The sequence below is a fragment of the Acinetobacter variabilis genome (assembly GCF_000369625.1).
Classification (GTDB): Bacteria; Pseudomonadota; Gammaproteobacteria; order Pseudomonadales; family Moraxellaceae; genus Acinetobacter; species Acinetobacter variabilis.
Genome location: NZ_KB850113.1, coordinates 66,961 through 83,735, shown reverse-complemented (window position 1 = coordinate 83,735; position 16,775 = coordinate 66,961). Strand labels below are relative to the sequence as shown.

Annotated in this window: 16 protein-coding genes; 7 read left to right on the top strand and 9 right to left on the bottom strand. The window is 44.0% G+C overall.

Annotated features, from left to right (window positions below; all coding sequences use genetic code 11):
* Nucleotides 1-84: 84 nt before the first annotated feature.
* Both rpmF and F897_RS06130 read right to left on the bottom strand, forming a co-directional pair.
* Entirely contained in the window at nt 85-267 is a 183-nt protein-coding gene (gene rpmF / locus F897_RS06135) for a 50S ribosomal protein L32 (protein WP_004783304.1), read from the bottom strand.
* Between the two features lie 77 nt (nt 268-344).
* The gene (locus tag F897_RS06130; protein WP_004783305.1) at nt 345-902 is read right to left on the bottom strand and encodes a YceD family protein; all 558 of its coding nucleotides are present in this window, start codon (nt 900-902) and stop codon (nt 345-347) included.
* Nucleotides 903-1,001: 99 nt separating this feature from the next.
* On the opposite strand from F897_RS06130, the gene F897_RS06125 reads away from it, so the two are divergent.
* From F897_RS06125 to F897_RS06115, 3 genes are all read left to right on the top strand, one after another.
* Nucleotides 1,002-1,664 carry an elongation factor P hydroxylase gene (locus tag F897_RS06125; protein ID WP_005234275.1) on the top strand — a complete coding sequence of 221 codons (663 nt, stop codon included), beginning with the start codon at nt 1,002-1,004 and terminating at the stop codon, nt 1,662-1,664.
* An 84-nt stretch (nt 1,665-1,748) separates the two neighbouring features.
* Nucleotides 1,749-2,366 (top strand): L-threonylcarbamoyladenylate synthase, encoded by a 618-nt coding sequence (locus F897_RS06120; RefSeq protein WP_005234273.1) that lies wholly within the window; start codon nt 1,749-1,751, stop codon nt 2,364-2,366.
* A gap of 36 nt (nt 2,367-2,402) precedes the next feature.
* Nucleotides 2,403-2,675 carry a hypothetical protein gene (locus tag F897_RS06115; protein WP_005234272.1) on the top strand — a complete coding sequence of 91 codons (273 nt, stop codon included), beginning with the start codon at nt 2,403-2,405 and terminating at the stop codon, nt 2,673-2,675.
* A gap of 26 nt (nt 2,676-2,701) precedes the next feature.
* Here F897_RS06115 and F897_RS06110 read toward each other — a convergent pair whose 3' ends face one another.
* Nucleotides 2,702-3,265 carry a hypothetical protein gene (locus F897_RS06110; protein ID WP_005234271.1) on the bottom strand — a complete coding sequence of 188 codons (564 nt, stop codon included), beginning with the start codon at nt 3,263-3,265 and terminating at the stop codon, nt 2,702-2,704.
* A 449-nt stretch (nt 3,266-3,714) separates the two neighbouring features.
* Here F897_RS06110 and F897_RS06105 point away from each other — a divergent pair, with 449 nt between their 5' ends.
* From F897_RS06105 to F897_RS06090, 4 genes are read left to right on the top strand one after another with little or no spacing between them, the layout of a single operon-like run.
* The gene (locus F897_RS06105; protein ID WP_034580827.1) at nt 3,715-4,509 is read left to right on the top strand and encodes a segregation and condensation protein A; all 795 of its coding nucleotides are present in this window, start codon (nt 3,715-3,717) and stop codon (nt 4,507-4,509) included.
* On the top strand, nt 4,506-5,096 hold the full coding sequence (gene scpB / locus F897_RS06100; protein ID WP_005234269.1) for an SMC-Scp complex subunit ScpB: 591 nt from the start codon (nt 4,506-4,508) through the stop codon (nt 5,094-5,096). The genes F897_RS06105 and scpB overlap by 4 nt, the downstream gene beginning before the upstream one ends.
* 42 nt (nt 5,097-5,138) lie before the next feature.
* Complete coding sequence (gene rluB, locus F897_RS06095) at nt 5,139-6,179, top strand: 23S rRNA pseudouridine(2605) synthase RluB (RefSeq protein WP_005234268.1); 1,041 nt, start codon at nt 5,139-5,141, stop codon at nt 6,177-6,179.
* Nucleotides 6,180-6,235: 56 nt separating this feature from the next.
* On the top strand, nt 6,236-6,757 hold the full coding sequence (locus F897_RS06090) for a hypothetical protein (RefSeq protein ID WP_158651679.1): 522 nt from the start codon (nt 6,236-6,238) through the stop codon (nt 6,755-6,757).
* A gap of 43 nt (nt 6,758-6,800) precedes the next feature.
* Here the strand turns inward: F897_RS06090 and F897_RS06085 are convergent, their stop codons facing one another.
* From F897_RS06085 to F897_RS06060, 6 genes are read right to left on the bottom strand one after another with little or no spacing between them, the layout of a single operon-like run.
* Complete coding sequence (locus F897_RS06085; protein WP_005234263.1) at nt 6,801-8,528, bottom strand: ABC transporter ATP-binding protein; 1,728 nt, start codon at nt 8,526-8,528, stop codon at nt 6,801-6,803.
* 10 nt (nt 8,529-8,538) lie between these two features.
* Nucleotides 8,539-9,687 (bottom strand): ABC transporter permease, encoded by a 1,149-nt coding sequence (locus F897_RS06080; RefSeq protein WP_005234262.1) that lies wholly within the window; start codon nt 9,685-9,687, stop codon nt 8,539-8,541.
* Between the two features lie 7 nt (nt 9,688-9,694).
* Entirely contained in the window at nt 9,695-10,633 is a 939-nt protein-coding gene (locus F897_RS06075; protein ID WP_004783323.1) for an ABC transporter permease, read from the bottom strand.
* Between the two features lie 17 nt (nt 10,634-10,650).
* Nucleotides 10,651-12,654, bottom strand: a complete 2,004-nt coding sequence (locus tag F897_RS06070) for a M3 family metallopeptidase (RefSeq protein ID WP_005234261.1) — start codon at nt 12,652-12,654, stop codon at nt 10,651-10,653.
* A 19-nt stretch (nt 12,655-12,673) separates the two neighbouring features.
* A complete protein-coding gene (locus F897_RS06065) occupies nt 12,674-14,476 on the bottom strand; it encodes an ABC transporter substrate-binding protein (RefSeq protein ID WP_005234260.1) in 1,803 nt (600 codons plus the stop codon).
* Nucleotides 14,477-14,498: 22 nt separating this feature from the next.
* Nucleotides 14,499-16,256 (bottom strand): ABC transporter substrate-binding protein, encoded by a 1,758-nt coding sequence (locus F897_RS06060; protein WP_005234259.1) that lies wholly within the window; start codon nt 16,254-16,256, stop codon nt 14,499-14,501.
* Nucleotides 16,257-16,775 lie beyond the last annotated feature (519 nt).

Below are 16,775 nucleotides of genomic sequence, written 5' to 3'. Positions count from 1 at the left end.
CCTGGAGATAAAATCAGGCATAAAAAAAGGGAGCTTAACGCTCCCATTTTTTCTACTAAGCTTTAACGCTTAATACATCATCAATTATTCAGCAGATGCTTTAGCGAATAATTGACGACCACGGTAGATACCATCTTTAGATACGTGGTGACGACGATGAGTTTCACCAGTAGTTTGGTCTACAGTTAATGCATTCTCAGTTAAAGCGTCATGTGAACGGCGCATGTCACGGCGAGAGCGACTTTTACGGTTTTGCTGAACGGCCATGATGGCTCCTTACAAATATCGAAAAAATGGATCAGAACAAATTCGATTGTCTTATACGCATGAGTATAACACAAAAATTAGTTAAGTTTACCCTTCAAAGCTGCCAAAACTTCAAACGGATTATCCCGTTTTTCTTCAACAACTTCTTCTGCGGCAGGTTGATGCTTATGCTCACAAACGTCATGCTTAGGAGACAGCGGCATCAACAATAACAATTCATCTTCTATCAGTGCGAGCAAGTCAGCGGTGGCAGGTGCATCATATGAACCTTTCGTCGTTGCTTCACTTTCACCTAAGACGATGAAATCAGCATCCTCATCCAAGCGCTCTATCAGTGACTCATCATCCACCAGAGCTAGATGAAAATCTGAAACGAGTTCGATTTCAACGGTCTCCAGACAACGCTGGCATTCCATTGGAACTTTCGTTTCAACATGACCATCCAACCATGCAATGCGATGATAGGCATCCATTGATAGCTTACAGTCTATGTTAATCAATTGATCATCAATTGATCCAACAGCTTCACGAGCAATACGAACAAAGCGAGATAAAGGCAGTTGACCTGACCATTTAAAGCCCTGTTCAGCCCATTTAAACGGCTCAATCTGTGCCGGAAAGGTATTTGCTGACATAATTAAGGCGGCAATTCTACAAATTCATCAGAACTCTGTCAAAGATTAAGATACAATTTTGTACTTATTTTTAGACAGACCAATTGGGTAATTTCAGTCATGCATCTGTTGCAGCCGCAAACAGAAGTGAATGTTTCATCACTCGTTAGCACACTTTCAACCTCCGATTCTGACAGCTCACTACAGCAAGTGCAACGCTTACCGTGGGCGAATTTATCCTCAGAAGCGGAACAGGTTGATTGGCTCATCTTACACTTTAATCACTGGTTTTCCCACCTAAATGTCACTTTAGTCCGTGGTGATTTTGAACCGGAGTATTTCCCGGCAACAAAAGATAGCCCTGCCCAGATCCAGTTTGCGCATGGCTTCTTTAATAGTGCTCTGCATGAAATCAGTCACTGGACTATTGCCGGTGACAAGCGCCGTCTGCTGCCAGATCTGGGCTACTGGTATGCGCCAGATGGCCGTACCCAGGAACAGCAGGCATTATTTGAGCAGGTCGAAATCAAGCCACAAGCGATTGAATGGATGTTCTCCAAAGCATTTGGCCGTAAGTTCCGTGTGTCTCTGGATAATTTAACCGGTGATGGTGGCGATGGTTCCAGCTTTAAAGATAATGTCTATACCCAGGTGCAACGCTATTTTAGTGGTGAAGCCAAACTGCCACGTGATGCCAAACGCTTCATTGATTGTATCTGTGTCTGCATCCGTGCGGGCAAAAGTTTACAATCTGATGAATTTCAACGTGAAATGCTTGATTAAATTACACAAATCTACCTGTTTGTCATTGTTACTTTATACAAAGGCATTTCATAATAAGTTTAAGGCAGGTTGGAAGGAATATTTATGCTGCATTTACGTGTACACCCAGATAATCCGCAAGCTCGTTTGATCAGTCAGGCGGTAGAACGTATTCGTGCCGGTGATGTTGTGGTTTATCCGACCGATGCAGCCTATGCAATTGGCTGCCAGATTGGTAATAAACATGCGATGGAGCGAATCGCGCAGATTCGTGGTCTAGGACCTAAGCACCAATATGCCATTATCTGCTGTGACTTATCCGATCTTGCGACTTATGCTAAAGTCGACAATGCCGTCTATCGTTTGCTGAAAAATAATACACCTGCTGTGACCACGTTTATTCTTCCGGCAACCAGCGAAGTGCCTAAACGTTTAATGCATCCAAAGAAAAAAACCATTGGTTTGCGTATCCCTACCAATCCTGTGTGCCAGATGCTGCTTCAAGAGCTGGGCGAACCTTTATTAACCTCTACCCTGATTCTTCCAGACCACACCGATCCTCTTGATGATCCTTATGACATTGAAATGCAACTCGGCAAACGGATTGATGTCTTTATTGATAGTGGTCTAGGAACTTTAAGTACGACTTCTATTGTGGATTTATCAGGAGATCAGCCTGAAGTGATCCGTCGTGGTGTCGGTGATGTAAGTGCTTTTGAATAATTAAGAGGTCTTAATCCAGTTTCAGGAGGAAATAAAGTGAATCTGTTTTATCTCCTGCTGAACTTGGATGAATTTCCTGCCAATCATCTAATCTATGCCGAACTGCCTTGGACACTCGAATCCAAGGCAATATCTATCGATAAAAATTCCAAGCCAGAATTAAATCTGAATATCAACAATATTGAATACTCATACTTTCTTGAGATCGCGATGGCAAGAAAGCTTTTACAAGTTTATTCAACGAACAATGTTTGTCTGGCAGATACCTGCCAACGTGTCATCGAATATGTATTGCGAGAGCAGAATTAAAATAACCTGATCACGCATGCCAAGATTTAATAGCTCGCTGCACGATCCTGAGTAGATGTACTGACCGCTGGTGCAACCGAAGGAACCTGATTATTCAAACTTGGCATTGGGGGTAACGGATCACCTTCTTTATAATGTTTTAACTGCAAGAAGTTTGGACATTCCGACAGTTTTTGCTGATGAGTTGCAAGTTCAGCACCAAACCTGTTTTTGACTGAAACATGAAAAGTGATTTGATCCTCTTCAAGCACATTCAATAACGCAGTCCGGGCTTTGGATTCCATAGTCCTAAAAGAATCAATGGAATTACAGCTCATGGTTTTGACCATCGCAGTAACACCATCGGGTAAATCTTTACCCGTATAAAGCGTATTACGCATATAGAAACGAATATGAGGGTACTGGTCCAGTACGCTAAAATCCAGTTTCATGGCCTGCATCACTGGTTTAGCCTGCTCAACAAAGCCGGAAAAACCGCCAGACTTCAAATTGGTACGCATTTCATTTTCAAGCTGCATGAGCTGATATTGAGGATAGCCCCAGAATACCCCTAAGCCGATGACGCCGATTAACACAAGTATGATTGGCATTTTTATAATTAACCTGATCTATGATTATTATTTATCAATATTTTTTTGGCTATATTAGTTTATTTTTTAGGCGATAGATAACTGTTTTTTCTTATTTTTATCACATGTTTCCTGATGAGCTTCCACTCAGTCACTATTTAATAGGTGCTGAGAATCTTTTAAAAATTTTCTATATGAAGTTACAGTTTCTTAAGCCACCCAGACTATATTGCATTTAATTTTAGCTAATATGCTGTTTAATATCAGACTTGTGCGTTTTACCCAATTAAAAAAATAAAATTTCTCCTAAAATAAATATGGTTTTTTTGCTTTTGAATGCATATCTATTTTATTTAACGACAATTTTCCAGTACAATGCCAACTACCAAATTATGTGCTTTTTCTCCTGACAAGAGCTCGGGGAATAAGCCATTTCATGCCTTTGAAAATTCGCGTGGCTTATAATTGTAATGACTCAAATGCCCCATAACGCTATGGAATCTGCTCCAAACATCCGGGTTCTGGATGAATGGCAAAATACGATTCCAGAGGATCTGTATATTCCTCCGGCAGCGTTTGAAATTCTGTTAGAACATTTTGAAGGCCCCCTCGACTTTTTAATTTACCTGATCCAGAAAAATGGTTTTGACCTGTTGCAGGTTGATATCGCGCCGATTGCCTCCCAATATCTGTCCTATATGGATGCGATGAAATCCCTGAATATTGAGCTGACTGCGGATTATATGGTGATGGCTGCTTTACTGGCCGATCTCAAATCCCGTTTATTACTGCCTAAACCGAAAAGCGTGGCTGTGGTTGAACAGGATCCGAAACAGGATCTAATTGAGCGTCTGGAAAATTATTTAAGAATCAAGCAGGCTGCAGAACGTCTGGGTCAGATGACAATTCTGGAACGTGATACCTTTCAGACCAATGTTCACCTGGGTGAGTTTATCCAGCCGAATGAAGGTCATAGTGCCGATCTGCTGCGTGATGCCTTGCTTTGTGTCTTTAACCGTCCTGAACCGGTCATTCATCAAGTGCAACAGGAGCCTGTTTTACTGGAAGAGCGGATTGCCTATATTGAAAGCCGTCTGGAATCTGGTGAAGTCTTGTCCTTTGATCATTTACTCAAGCCAAGTCAGGGACGCATGGGTGTAGTCGTGACCTTTATGGCCGTACTAGAACTTACCCGCCAGCAAAAAATTCAAATTATTGCCTCAGGCATTGAGGCACCGCTCGCAATTCAAGGAGCACACGCATGAACACAGAACATAATATCTCCTTGTCTGCGGAAGATAATCTGCATGAAATTCTGATGCAGCTGGAAGCGATTATTTTTGCCAGTGATTCCCCTGTTTCCTTAGCTCGACTGAAAGAAGCATTTCAGGATCGCTATAGCAAGCAGGAGCTGCGCCAGTATTTACAGCAGCTTTCCATGCTGATGCATGGCCGTTCTATTGAACTGGTTGAAACTGTGCAAGGTTACCGTTTTCAAGTGCGTGTAAAATATCGTAATATTATTGCACAGACCTGGCCTGAGCGACCGACACGCCTGTCACCTTCATTACTGGAGATGCTTGCGGTGATTGCTTATCATCAGCCAGTGACCCGAGCTGATATTGAACAAATTCGTGGTGTCACGAATAACAGTCAGATTTTGCGTACGCTGTTTGACTGGAACTGGATTAAAGAATCCGGCTTTCGTGAACTCCCTGGAAGACCTGCGTTGTTAGTGACAACGCCACAATTTTTAAATGCGTTTGGCTTAAATTCTTTAGGCCAATTGCCTCCCCTGCAGGATGCCAAGGAAGCTTTTATGGCGCTCGATGCGAATGCACCGAAGTCATAAATAGGTGAACTGTTGAATAATTATTTCTAAGGTTATGCTGTCATGAGTGAAAAGTTGCAAAAGGTGCTTGCACGTGTTGGTTTGGGTTCTCGCCGTTATATGGAAGAAGTCATTGCCGCAGGTCGTGTAAGTGTGAATGGGCAGATTGCCCAAGTGGGTGAACGAATCGAACCAGGTGATGAGCTTCGCATCGATGGTCGTAAAGTGCAGTTCCAGATTGAAGACGAAATCCGTCGTCGTGTCCTGATTTATTACAAGCCAGAAGGCGAAATCTGTTCACGTAATGATCCTGAACAGCGTCCAACAGTATTTGACAACCTCCCATCAATTCAAGGCGATCGCTGGGTCATGGTCGGCCGTCTGGATATTAACTCGACCGGTCTGTTACTGTTCACAAATGACGGTGAACTGGCGAATCGTTTAATGCACCCATCCAATGAAATTGAACGTGAATATGCGGTTCGTGTCATGGGTGAAGTGACTCCACAACTGAAAAACAACATGCTGAAAGGCGTGGTGCTAGATGATGGTCCTGCGAAGTTTGAATCATTCTCTGAACTGGGTGGTGACGGGATCAACCGTTGGTATCAGGTAGTAGTGAAAGAAGGTCGTAACCGTGAGGTTCGTCGTATCTTTGAATCACAAGGCCTGAAAGTCAGCCGCTTGTTACGTACCCGTTACGGTACCGTGATTCTGCCACGTGAACTTCGTACAGGTCGCTGGATTGAACTGGATAAACAGGATATCGACAACCTGACCAAATCAGTTGAACTGAAACCGCGTCAAGGTACTGGCTTATTCGGTATGGCGAAACGTCGTAACGAACGTATGCAGGAAAAACCAATGGCTGCGCGCCGTGGTGGTTACCTGCGTCAGCAACGCCGTGATACCGATGAGCAGCCACAATACAACAACCGTGAACGTCGCGATGATCAGGGCTTTGGTCGTCGTGAAAACCAGAATGGTACCCAGTTTGCACGTCGTGACAACCGTGAAGACAACCAGTTTGGTCGCCGCGAAAACCGTGAAGGTAATGCATCACGCGGTTTATATGGCGTCAACAAAGGCTTCAAAAAGTTCTAGGCTTTAAATAAGATAGAGTCACTTCGGTGGCTCTTTTTTTTGCAAGAACAATAATAATGACCCAATATTATCATCCGGTGGCACCTCAGGCTTCCCGGCTTTATGGTTTCTACATACTAATGCTAGTTCATTTTATGCTGGTTCATTACAGCATCTGGCAAAGAGCAGATCATCAGCGCAGCTCCATCCCTTTCAGCGATATTCATTTTCTTCGTGATTTCAGTATGCAGCCTCTAAAAATACTGGATTCATGGACCTGTATACTGATCGGTTCCTCTCTGTTATTGGTACTGGTAGTCCATATTATAAAAACAAATCGGATATTGGTCATTTCTGAGCATGATATTGTTTGGTCTCTCTTTGGTCATCCTTACAGCAAGATATGCAAACTCAGTGAAGTTCAGAAGGTTGAATATATCATGATTCCTCCTGCAGATCAGCAGCAGACTGGGCTGCTCCGCTTCCATACAGCCGCACAGGATCATGATCTTAACCTTAGTCTGTTCAGTACAGCCGACCAGAATCTGATACATATGCAGCTATCTCACTTGTTTCCTGAAAACATCGTTCAGTCATAAAAAATGCCCAACAATGTGGGCATTATATTTGGAACTTAAAATATTATTGTGGAATCCCTTGCGGAATAGCACCAAGTAAACGCTTGGTATATTCATGCTGTGGCGATTGATACAGGTCATCTGAGTTGGCAATTTCCACCAGATCACCATGATTTAGCACCATAATCTGATCAGAAATATATTTCACTACTGATAAATCATGCGAAATAAAGATATAACTCAGACCAAACTCATCCTGTAAATCCTGCAATAAGTTCAGCACCTGTGCCTGTACCGATACATCCAGTGCGGACACGGATTCATCACAGATCAGGATTTCAGGCTTTAAGGTCAGACAGCGTGCAATTGCAATCCGCTGACGCTGACCACCTGAGAACTCATGCGGATAGCGATAGAAAGCTTGAGCCGGCAAGCTGACCCGTTCCAGCAGATCCAGTGCCATCTGTTTACGTTCTGCATCATCCTTACCGATATGATGAATCTGCATCGGCTCCATCAGGATTTGTCCCACGGTAAAACGCGGATTCAGCGAAGCATACGGATTCTGGAAAATGATCTGGATTTTACGCTGATAGGCTGTAAACTCTTTTTCAGTCATCGACAAGATATCTTTGCCCTGAAACAACGCCTTGCCGCCTGTGGCCTGCTGTAGACGCATCAAGAGTAAACCAATCGTGGTTTTACCAGAACCTGATTCACCAACCAGTCCTAAGGTTTTGCCTTTAGCCAGCTGAAAAGACACCCCTTTCACGGCCTGAAATTCATCTTTGCCAAATAGGCCTTTACGGCTATAGAAGGATTTTTTCAGATCGCGTACATCCAGAATGATCTCTTCATTACCTTTTAAACCACGAGAACGCTCCTGTTTTAGCGGAGCGTTCGCATGCAGGTCATGTGCCAGACTATCCTGTTTCATAAAGTCGCTAATCACCGGCAAACGCAAAGGACGGTGCGAGAGCTGTGGGCGGCAATGCAACAAGGCTTGGGTATAAATATCCTGAGGATTGTTCAGGACTTCTGTCACCGAACCTTGCTCACGAATCTCGCCATAACGCATTACAATGACCTGATCCGCAATTTCACCAACGACCGCCAGGTCATGACTGATGAATAACATCGACATTTGACGGCGCTGGCGCAGGGATTCAAGCAGATCCAGAATCTGTTTCTGAATGGTCACATCCAGTGCTGTCGTTGGCTCATCAGCAATCAAGAGTTTCGGTTCACAGGCAATTGCCATCGCAATCATGACCCGTTGTTGCTGTCCGCCAGACAACTGACTCGGATAAGCATCAATTTTGGTTTCCGGAGAAGGAATACCGACTTCCTGCAAAAGTTCCAGTGTTCTTTGACGGGCCTGCTTTTTATTCATGCCCAAATGCAGACGTAGAATTTCCGAGATCTGCATGCCTACAGTAAACACTGGATTCAATGAGGACATCGGCTCCTGGAAGATCATGGCAATTTCTTTGCCACAGATCTGACGCATTTCACTCGACTTAAGTTTCAATAGGTCCCGACCTTCAAACAGGATCTGACTGTCTTCAGCGACCTTCGAGTTCTCAGGTGCTAATAGTCCCATCACTGCCAATGAAGTCACAGATTTACCACTTCCGGATTCACCGACTAATGCCACTGTGGTATTGGCCGGAATTTCAAATGAAATTCCTTTGACCGTTTCCACGTACTGTTTATTTTCACCTTTAAAACTGACGCGCAGGTTGTCTACGCGAAGTAACGCGGGTGCTGTGCTTGGATTCATTTCAGACATCGCTGCGCTCCTATTTCAGTTTTGGATCTAATGCATCACGTAATGCATCAGTAAACATTGAGAAAGCTGTCACCAGTACCGCCATCGCCACCGATGCCGCAGTTAACTGCCACCATTTTCCTAAAATCAGCTCGCTTTGCGCTTCATTCAGCATACTACCCCATGACACTACCCCAATCGGTACGCCAAAGCCTAAGAAGCTCAGAATCACTTCGGACTTGATAAAGGCCACTGCAAGAATAGACATTTGAACCAAAGCGATATGGCTGACATTCGGGAAAATATGCACGAAGATACGGCGCATATTGCTTACCCCAATGGCTTTCGCTGCCAGCACATATTCACGCGCAGTATGCTTCATATATTCAGCACGAACCAAACGGAACACCCCAGTCCAGCCAGTCAGACCCAAAATCAGGATAATCGATAAGATCCCTTTTTGTTGCAGTACTGCTGCAATCGCTAATACAAGCAATAAGTATGGAATAGAAGTAAAGATATTGTAGAACCAGTTCAGGACATCATCGACCCAGCCACCGAAATAACCAGCAATCGCCCCCAGTACCGTACCAATCACCACCGCAACCAGCGCAGCAATCAGGCCAACCAAGATCGAAGTTTCTGCACCTTTAATGGTTTTCAGTAGTACATCCTGACCCCATTTATCTGCGCCAAAGAACAGGCTCTGTTTAAGCTCACTACTCTGATCCAGTAACTGACCACCTAATTCCTGATCAATGGCTTTCATATCTTCAGCCAGTGGATCGACTACACCATAATAATCAATCGCACCTGCACCCTGTTCAGCAGCAATTTCTGCTTCCAGTTCAGCAATCACATCTTTTAAAGGATCAACTAGATTAACTGGCACTACGGCAGATTCAGTATTTTGATCTTCACCTGCAGCTCCAGGTACAGACGGTGTATAGATAAAACTTGGGGGTGCATAACTCACCGCCACTTCCTTATTCCAGTCCTTGGCAATCATACCGGTCATGGAAAGCAGAAGCATCAGCAGATAAAACAGCACCACAAATAGGGAGAACATCGCAATGCGGTCACGTTTCAGACGACGCAACGCCAGCTGCCATAATCCGGTTGAAGCAGACTCAGGCACTGCTGAAGCATGTTGCTCTTTTTTAAATATCGCACTCAGCATAATTCACCTACTTCAACTGTACACGTGGATCGACCCATTTATAGATCAGATCGGCAATCAGGTTAAATAACATGGTCGCAGCCGCAACATAGACCGTAATCGCTTTAATCACCGGAAAGTCAGAACGCTCAACTGCGATAATTACTTCACGGCCAATGCCAGGAATACCGAAGAAACGTTCAATCAGGAAAGCACCGATCAGTAAAGCCGGAAGTCCCGCCATGACATCAGTAATGATTGGAATCGAAGCATTGCGCAGTACATGCACGCCCAGAATACGGCTTTCGCCCAGACCTTTGGCACGTGCGGTGCGGACATAATCCTGATTGACTTCATCCAGAACAAAACTGCGGTACAGACGTAAGGTCGGTGCAATACTCACCACCAGCATGATTAATACTGGTAATAGTGCATATTTGAATAAGTTTTCAGTAAAGTTATCGCTCCAGCCCTGTACCGGAAACCAGCTCAGTTCATAAGCCAAGACATACTGGAACACGATGATATATACCAGAATACTGATCGACATACCGATGGTACACAACATCATGATCATGCGGTCAGTCAACGAACCGCGTACTGAAGCTACCCCGAGTGCCAGAATGATTGAAACGATTGTTTGCAGAATCGTGAGTGGAATCAGAATGGTCAGTGATGGCCCCAAACGCGTGGTAATAATCTGGGATACCGACTCACCGGTACTCCAGCTCACGCCATAATCAAAGGTCAAAATCTGCTGGATAAAAATCCAGAGTTGTACGTAATAAGGCTGATCGACCCCGAGCTGCTGGCGGATATTTTCAATCTGCTCAGCATTGGCCATTTTACCGGCCAGGATATAGGCCGGATCTCCTCCGACCCAGTTAAATAACAGGAATATCAGCAGAATCACCCCCAGCATGGTGGGGATCATTTGCCAAATCCTTCGAATAATATATGCCAGCATCGCTTTCCTTCCTTGACTTAATGTCCTGAAATTTCATTAAAGAAAGCTTTGCTGTCCGGTTCGCGGCCCAGAAAATCCTTAACCATCTGATCGCCCGGTTTTTGTCCGCCTTGTGCCAGTACGGTCTCGCGATAATGCATGCCGACTTTCGGATCCATCAGATGATCACCATAAGCGGATAGCATGTCGAGTGCCAGTACTTCTGACCACATATAGCTGTAATAACCCGCCTGATAGCCACCCATCAAGTGTCCGAACTGACCAGGGAATTGCTGACCTGGAACAGAACCCAATGCAGTTTTACTTTCCATATCTTGCCAGAGTTTTAACGGATCAATGCTTTTCGCATCTTTACCGTGCAGGGCCATGTCGTACTGAGCATATAAAGTCTGACGGGCATAATGCAGGCCGCGGCCATAATTTTTCACGTTCTTTAAGCGTTCGGTCATGGCTTCATCAACACGAGGACAAGCTGGTTCACAGTAATCCGCTACTTTAGATAAAGTCTCGAAACGGCGCGCCCACTCTTCATACATTTGTGAAGGTGCTTCAACAAAGTCACGCTCTACCGATGTACCTGACTGCTCGGTATAACGGGTCTTCGATAAAATTCCATGCAGCGCATGACCCATTTCATGCACAAAGGTTTCCAGCTCATTACTGTTCAGACCTTTACGGTTGAAGTTGGTCACCAAAACAGAGACCGGACGGCGATGATTTAAACGGCTGCCACCATAAACACCCCAGACTGCAGCATGGCCATATTTGCCTTCACGTGGGTATTTATCGACATAAAGTCCGCCCATAAACTCACCGGTGGCTTTATCATGCACGGCATAATATTCGACTTCATCGTGCCAGGCTTTGACTTTTACTGGCTTGAATTCAATCCCATATAATTCGGAAGAAACCGCAAATAACCATTTTTGCGCCGCTTCAGTCGGGAAATAATCACGCAGTTTTTCCTGGTCCACCTTATATTTGGCCTGACGCAGTTTTTCACTCCAGTAACCCTGACTCCAGCGCTCAATCTCTGCTTTTTCCAAAGGAATTTTTAAGGTTTCTGCCTTGAACTGACGTAATTCTTCAACATCCTGCTTTTCTAATGGCGCAACTTTGGCATAGACCTCATCCAGAAAACTATTGACTGCTTCTGGGGTTTTGGCCATACGATCTTTTAAAGCAACATACGCATAGCTATCTTTATCAAAGAGCTGGGCCAGTTCATAACGCAGATCAATAGCCTTTTTCATATATTCGAGATTTTTCTCGGTACCGCGACGGGTATACGCAGTCTGATAACGTTTACGTGCTTCATCACTCTCTGCCAGCTCCATAAACGGCTGATATTCCGGATAGTCGAAGCCGAGCAGATAATTTCCCTTTTCATTTTTCTTTAAACCGGCGATATAGCTCGTAGGTAAACCTTTTAGTTCTGCAGCAGTGAATTCAACTTTTTCAGGGTTATCACGTACATTCTTGGAATAGTCCTGCCCCAGTTTGGTACTTTCTTCAATAATTTCCTTCAGACGCTTCTGCTTCTCTGCGCTGAGTTGCACCCCGGTTTTTTCAAACTGATTCAGAATATCTTTCAGGAATTTCTCATCGACCGGATCTGTGGCTTTCAGTTTCTTGAACTGGGCATACAGTTTTGGACTCTGATACATGGAAGTTAGATATTTACTGATTTTCAGCTCACAGTCATCTGCCGCCTGACGCAAGGCCGGATCAGGATCAACATTGCTATATAAACCGATAGGTGAAACAAAATCACCAATCGATGCCTGCAATGTATCCCAAGCTGCCAGATAAGGACGGGCTTCAGCCTTATTTTTGATTTTCTGGCTTTCAAATTTCTGGATATCTTTTTGCATTTTATCCAGATTGGCATCACACAATGCCGGAATTTCTGCAGCCTTGAATGAAGGCAAAAGCTGGGTTTGGGTCTCTGCCATGACGGTCTGAGATCCCCCGATCATCGCCAGACAGAGTGTGGTAAATTTCAAGTGTTTTAATGTCATCATCATCTCCAGCTTTTTCTTACTTTTTAGTATCAATATCGATATATATCCATTCTGTAGACAGAATCGGATGGGACTTGTGTCCAATAATATGAGGTTGCGTTAATGCATTACGATAGGTGCTATACAGCATCATGGTTGGCATATTGACCTCTAGAATACGGGTCATTTTGCGATAAACCAGATCCCGTTCAGGACCCGGTGGCATGCTTTGACTCTGTTCATATAAACGGTCATATTCCGCATGCTTAAAGCAGGCATTATTGGTGACATTGACGTTTTTGCCATAGAACAGCTGCATGAAGTTGTCTGCATCCGGATAATCGGCAATCCATGCAGAGCTTTTAAACATGGTTTTACATTGCTTTTCCAGCTTGATGCCTTCAGCAAATGGCATGGCCTTACTGGTCAATTTGATATGAATATTATCTAGGGTCTTTTTCCAGAATTCGCCCTGTTGCTGCCCACGACTGGTATTGGCAGTAATTAGTTCAATCACCAGAGGTTTGCCTTCAGGAGTTCTCCGCCAGCCATCCGCACTGATCTTATAGTTATAGCGATCCAGCAACATGTTGGCTGCCTTGACCGAATAGGGTGTACTGGTTTTATAGGCAGGTGAATAACCTGCAACTCCTGGCGGGATAGGCATGTGCAGTTTTGCACCATCTCCTTTAAGGAGTACGCTAATCATATTTTCAACAGAAAAAGCCATTGCCATCGCACGACGTAAGGCTATTTTTTCTGGTGTAAAACCACCCACTACCGGGTCTTGCATATTCCAGTAATGGTAGTTAATCGATGGCTCCAACATGCGCGACAGCTTGATGCCTTGCTTGGCCAGCTCAGGTTTTAACTTGTCACCATCCAATGCCTGTACGACCAGATCGCCGTCTATTTCCACCAGATCCAGTTCATTTTTCTTAAATGACAACATCCGTGATTGTGCTTCTTCAATCACACGCACATCAATGGTGCCGATTTGAGGCATTTTTTTGCCCTGCATCGCACTGACAATCGCCTGGTCTTCTGCAGTGTTAGCTTTATAGTTCCAGACAAAACCACGGTAAGCCGGATTCGGCTTTAAGATAATGCGTGACCCCGGTGTCCAGCGGTTAAGCACATAAGGCCCTGTACCGACCGGCTTACTCATCACCCAGCCAGCTTTGTCTTTGTACTTTTCGATGACTTCGCGTGCGACTGCGGCAGCCGGACCGTGGGCCAGCAACATCGGAAAGTTCTGATCCGGATTATTCAGCTTGAGTACCAGCGTATAGCGGTCTGGAGTCTGAATGCCTTCAAATGGATTTTCATAGACCTTGCCATTCTTTTTCGCCATGGCTGTCCAAGCTTCCAGCCCTTTGATCCGGCCATCCAGCAACCAGCTATTTGGTGAATTAAGCTTTGGATCTAAGAGACGCTTTAGAGAATAGGCATAGTCATAGGCGGTCAGTTCACGTTTTTTACCACCAAAGACTGGATCATCTGCAAAGTAAATGCCCTTTTTAACTTTAATGGTATAAGTCAAACCGTCTGCACTGACTTGAGGCATATCTACTGCAGTCAATGGCACCAGTTTCGCCGGTGAGGCCAGATAATCATAGGTATATAAGGTTTCGAAAATCGCTGAGTTAATCTTGGCAGAATAACGATCATGGATATAACCGGGGTCGAAACCGGTTTCAGCTGCGGGAAAGACCGTTTTTAAGACTTTATTCGGATTAGCGGGATTAGCAGCCCATGTGGGTGCAGCACCTGCTATCATTAAACTGGCCACTAAGACCCCACTGGCCAGCTTTTTTAAAGCGTTTGTATTCACATTCATACTGGTTCTTAATCTTCTCAAGTTATTTTTTAACAGGCTCAATATCCAGATATTGCCAAACTGCTCTAGTCACCGGATGTGCCTTAAAGCCCTGTACCTGTGGATGAATCAGCCAGTTGCGTACCCGGGTATTGTGCAAAATCCATGGATTATCGGCCTCCATCTGGCGGTTCATCTGCTCATAATATGGAGTGCGTTGCTGAGGCGGCAGTTTCATCGCAGTTTGATACAGCGCGTCATAGGCTTTAGAGGTATAGCAGCTCAGGTTACCTTGCTGGGCATTTGGGCCATACAGCAACTGGGCAAAATTTTCCCCTTCCGGATAATCTGCAATCCAGGCGCCACCCCACATCATGTGTTTGCACTGGGTGGCTTCTTTTAAATTGTCGGCAAAGTTACTGACTTTAAATTCAACTTTTACTCCAATTGCATCCAGGTTCTTTTTCCATAGCTCCGCAGAAATAACGGAAGAGCTTGAGCTGGTCGAGTTCATTTTCAGAACCAATGGTTTACCATCAGGCAAGGTACGGTAACCGTCGGCACCTTTCTTGTAGCCAAAACGATCGAGCAGTTTATTGGCAAGCAATGGGTTGTAGGCAATACTGCTTCTATAATCCGGGTTATATCCACCCACACCTTCAGGAAGAATCATTTCAGCTTTAACAGCATGCCCTTTATATAGCTGCTGGATGGCTTCTTTCTGGTTATAGGACAAGGCAATAGCACGGCGTAGTGCAATTTTTTCCAGTGAATCCCCACCAATCACCGGATCACGCATATTCATGATGGTATAGGTGATTTCCGGCTCTTTATTTGGATAATGCAGGATGCCTTTTTTCTTATATTCACTTTTTAGCTGCTTATTTTCCAGCGCCTGTTCAGCACCACTTGCAGTCAGTTTGTCATAGTCTAATTGTCCAGATTTTAAGGCCAGCCAGCGCGACTGTTCTTCTTCAATGATGCTGATCTTAACCTTGCCAATTTGCGGCATCTGCTTGCCTTGCATGGCTTTAACAATCCGCTGATCCCACTCTGAACCATCCCCCTTAAAGTTCCAGACAAAACCGCGATAATTTGGGTTGGCAGTCAGCTCAATGCGGCTACGCGGTACATATTTGTGTAACTGGTATGCCCCTGTTCCGACTGGATGCTGACCTACTCGATCGCCATAATATTCGATGACTTCACGTGCAGTACCAGCAAAAGCAACATAGGCTAGAATGTAAGGAAAGTTCAGATCTGAACGGGTCAGGGTAATTTGTAAGGTATATTTATCTAGAGCTTTTAAACCGGCAATCGGAGCATCATAGTTAAATTTGCCCGATTTTTTGGCCTGCTGAATGACTTGATCTACGCCAAGAATTTTACCTTCGATAAAGGAAAAAGAAGGCGAATGGTTTTTTGGATCCATCACCCTTTGCATGGAATAAATATAATCCCGGGCGAGCAGTTCACGCTTCTTGCCCTGAAAGGCCGGATCCGGACTGAAATAAATTCCTGGCTTGATTTTAAAGGTATAAACTTTGCCATCCTGTTCCACGACGGGTAAAGACTCGGCGGTATTCGGAGCCAAAATTGCAGGCCGGGCCAGATAGTCATAACGCAACAAAGGCTCAAAAATAGCCTCAGCAACGCTACCACTATAAAAATTATAGGTTTTGACCATATCAAAACCGTCATCAGGTGCTTCGAAAGCCAGGTTTAAAACTTTATCCGGATGTGCAGATGATTTTGCCCAGGCAGTTTGCCCCGAGCTCATAGCCAAGGCCAAAATCGTCATGCTAAAAAGTGCTGATTTCAAATTTGTACCTATTCTTTATCTTGAAGTTTTATTGCTATAGGAAGTTTTAAATACATCATCCCATATTTGCTTCAATGGATGGGTCAAAGCTGGACAGATGGAATAAACTGAACAAAGCGAATTTCATGCCATCCTTGCAAAAAATAGGGATTTCTTCCTGTTTTTAACTGAAAAAAGTTTATTTTTATTAATTATTTAAAACATTATGAATAACATAATATTTTCCATGAATCATTAATTAAATTTTTATCCTTAAAATTCTCACTAAAGTTTATTTCGCACAAAAATAACTCAACCCTGTTTCATCTTATTGCACTATTGTATACCTTTAGGTAAACAAAAAATAAGCATAAGTATCTGTATTTTAAATAATTTATTTTTAAAAAATATTGTATATTTTATGTAAAAATTATGCACCATGATTAAACTTTATTCAATTTCCCTCTCATTTTTGGACTACTTTCTTATTCATTAAATATTTATTTATTGCTTTGACAG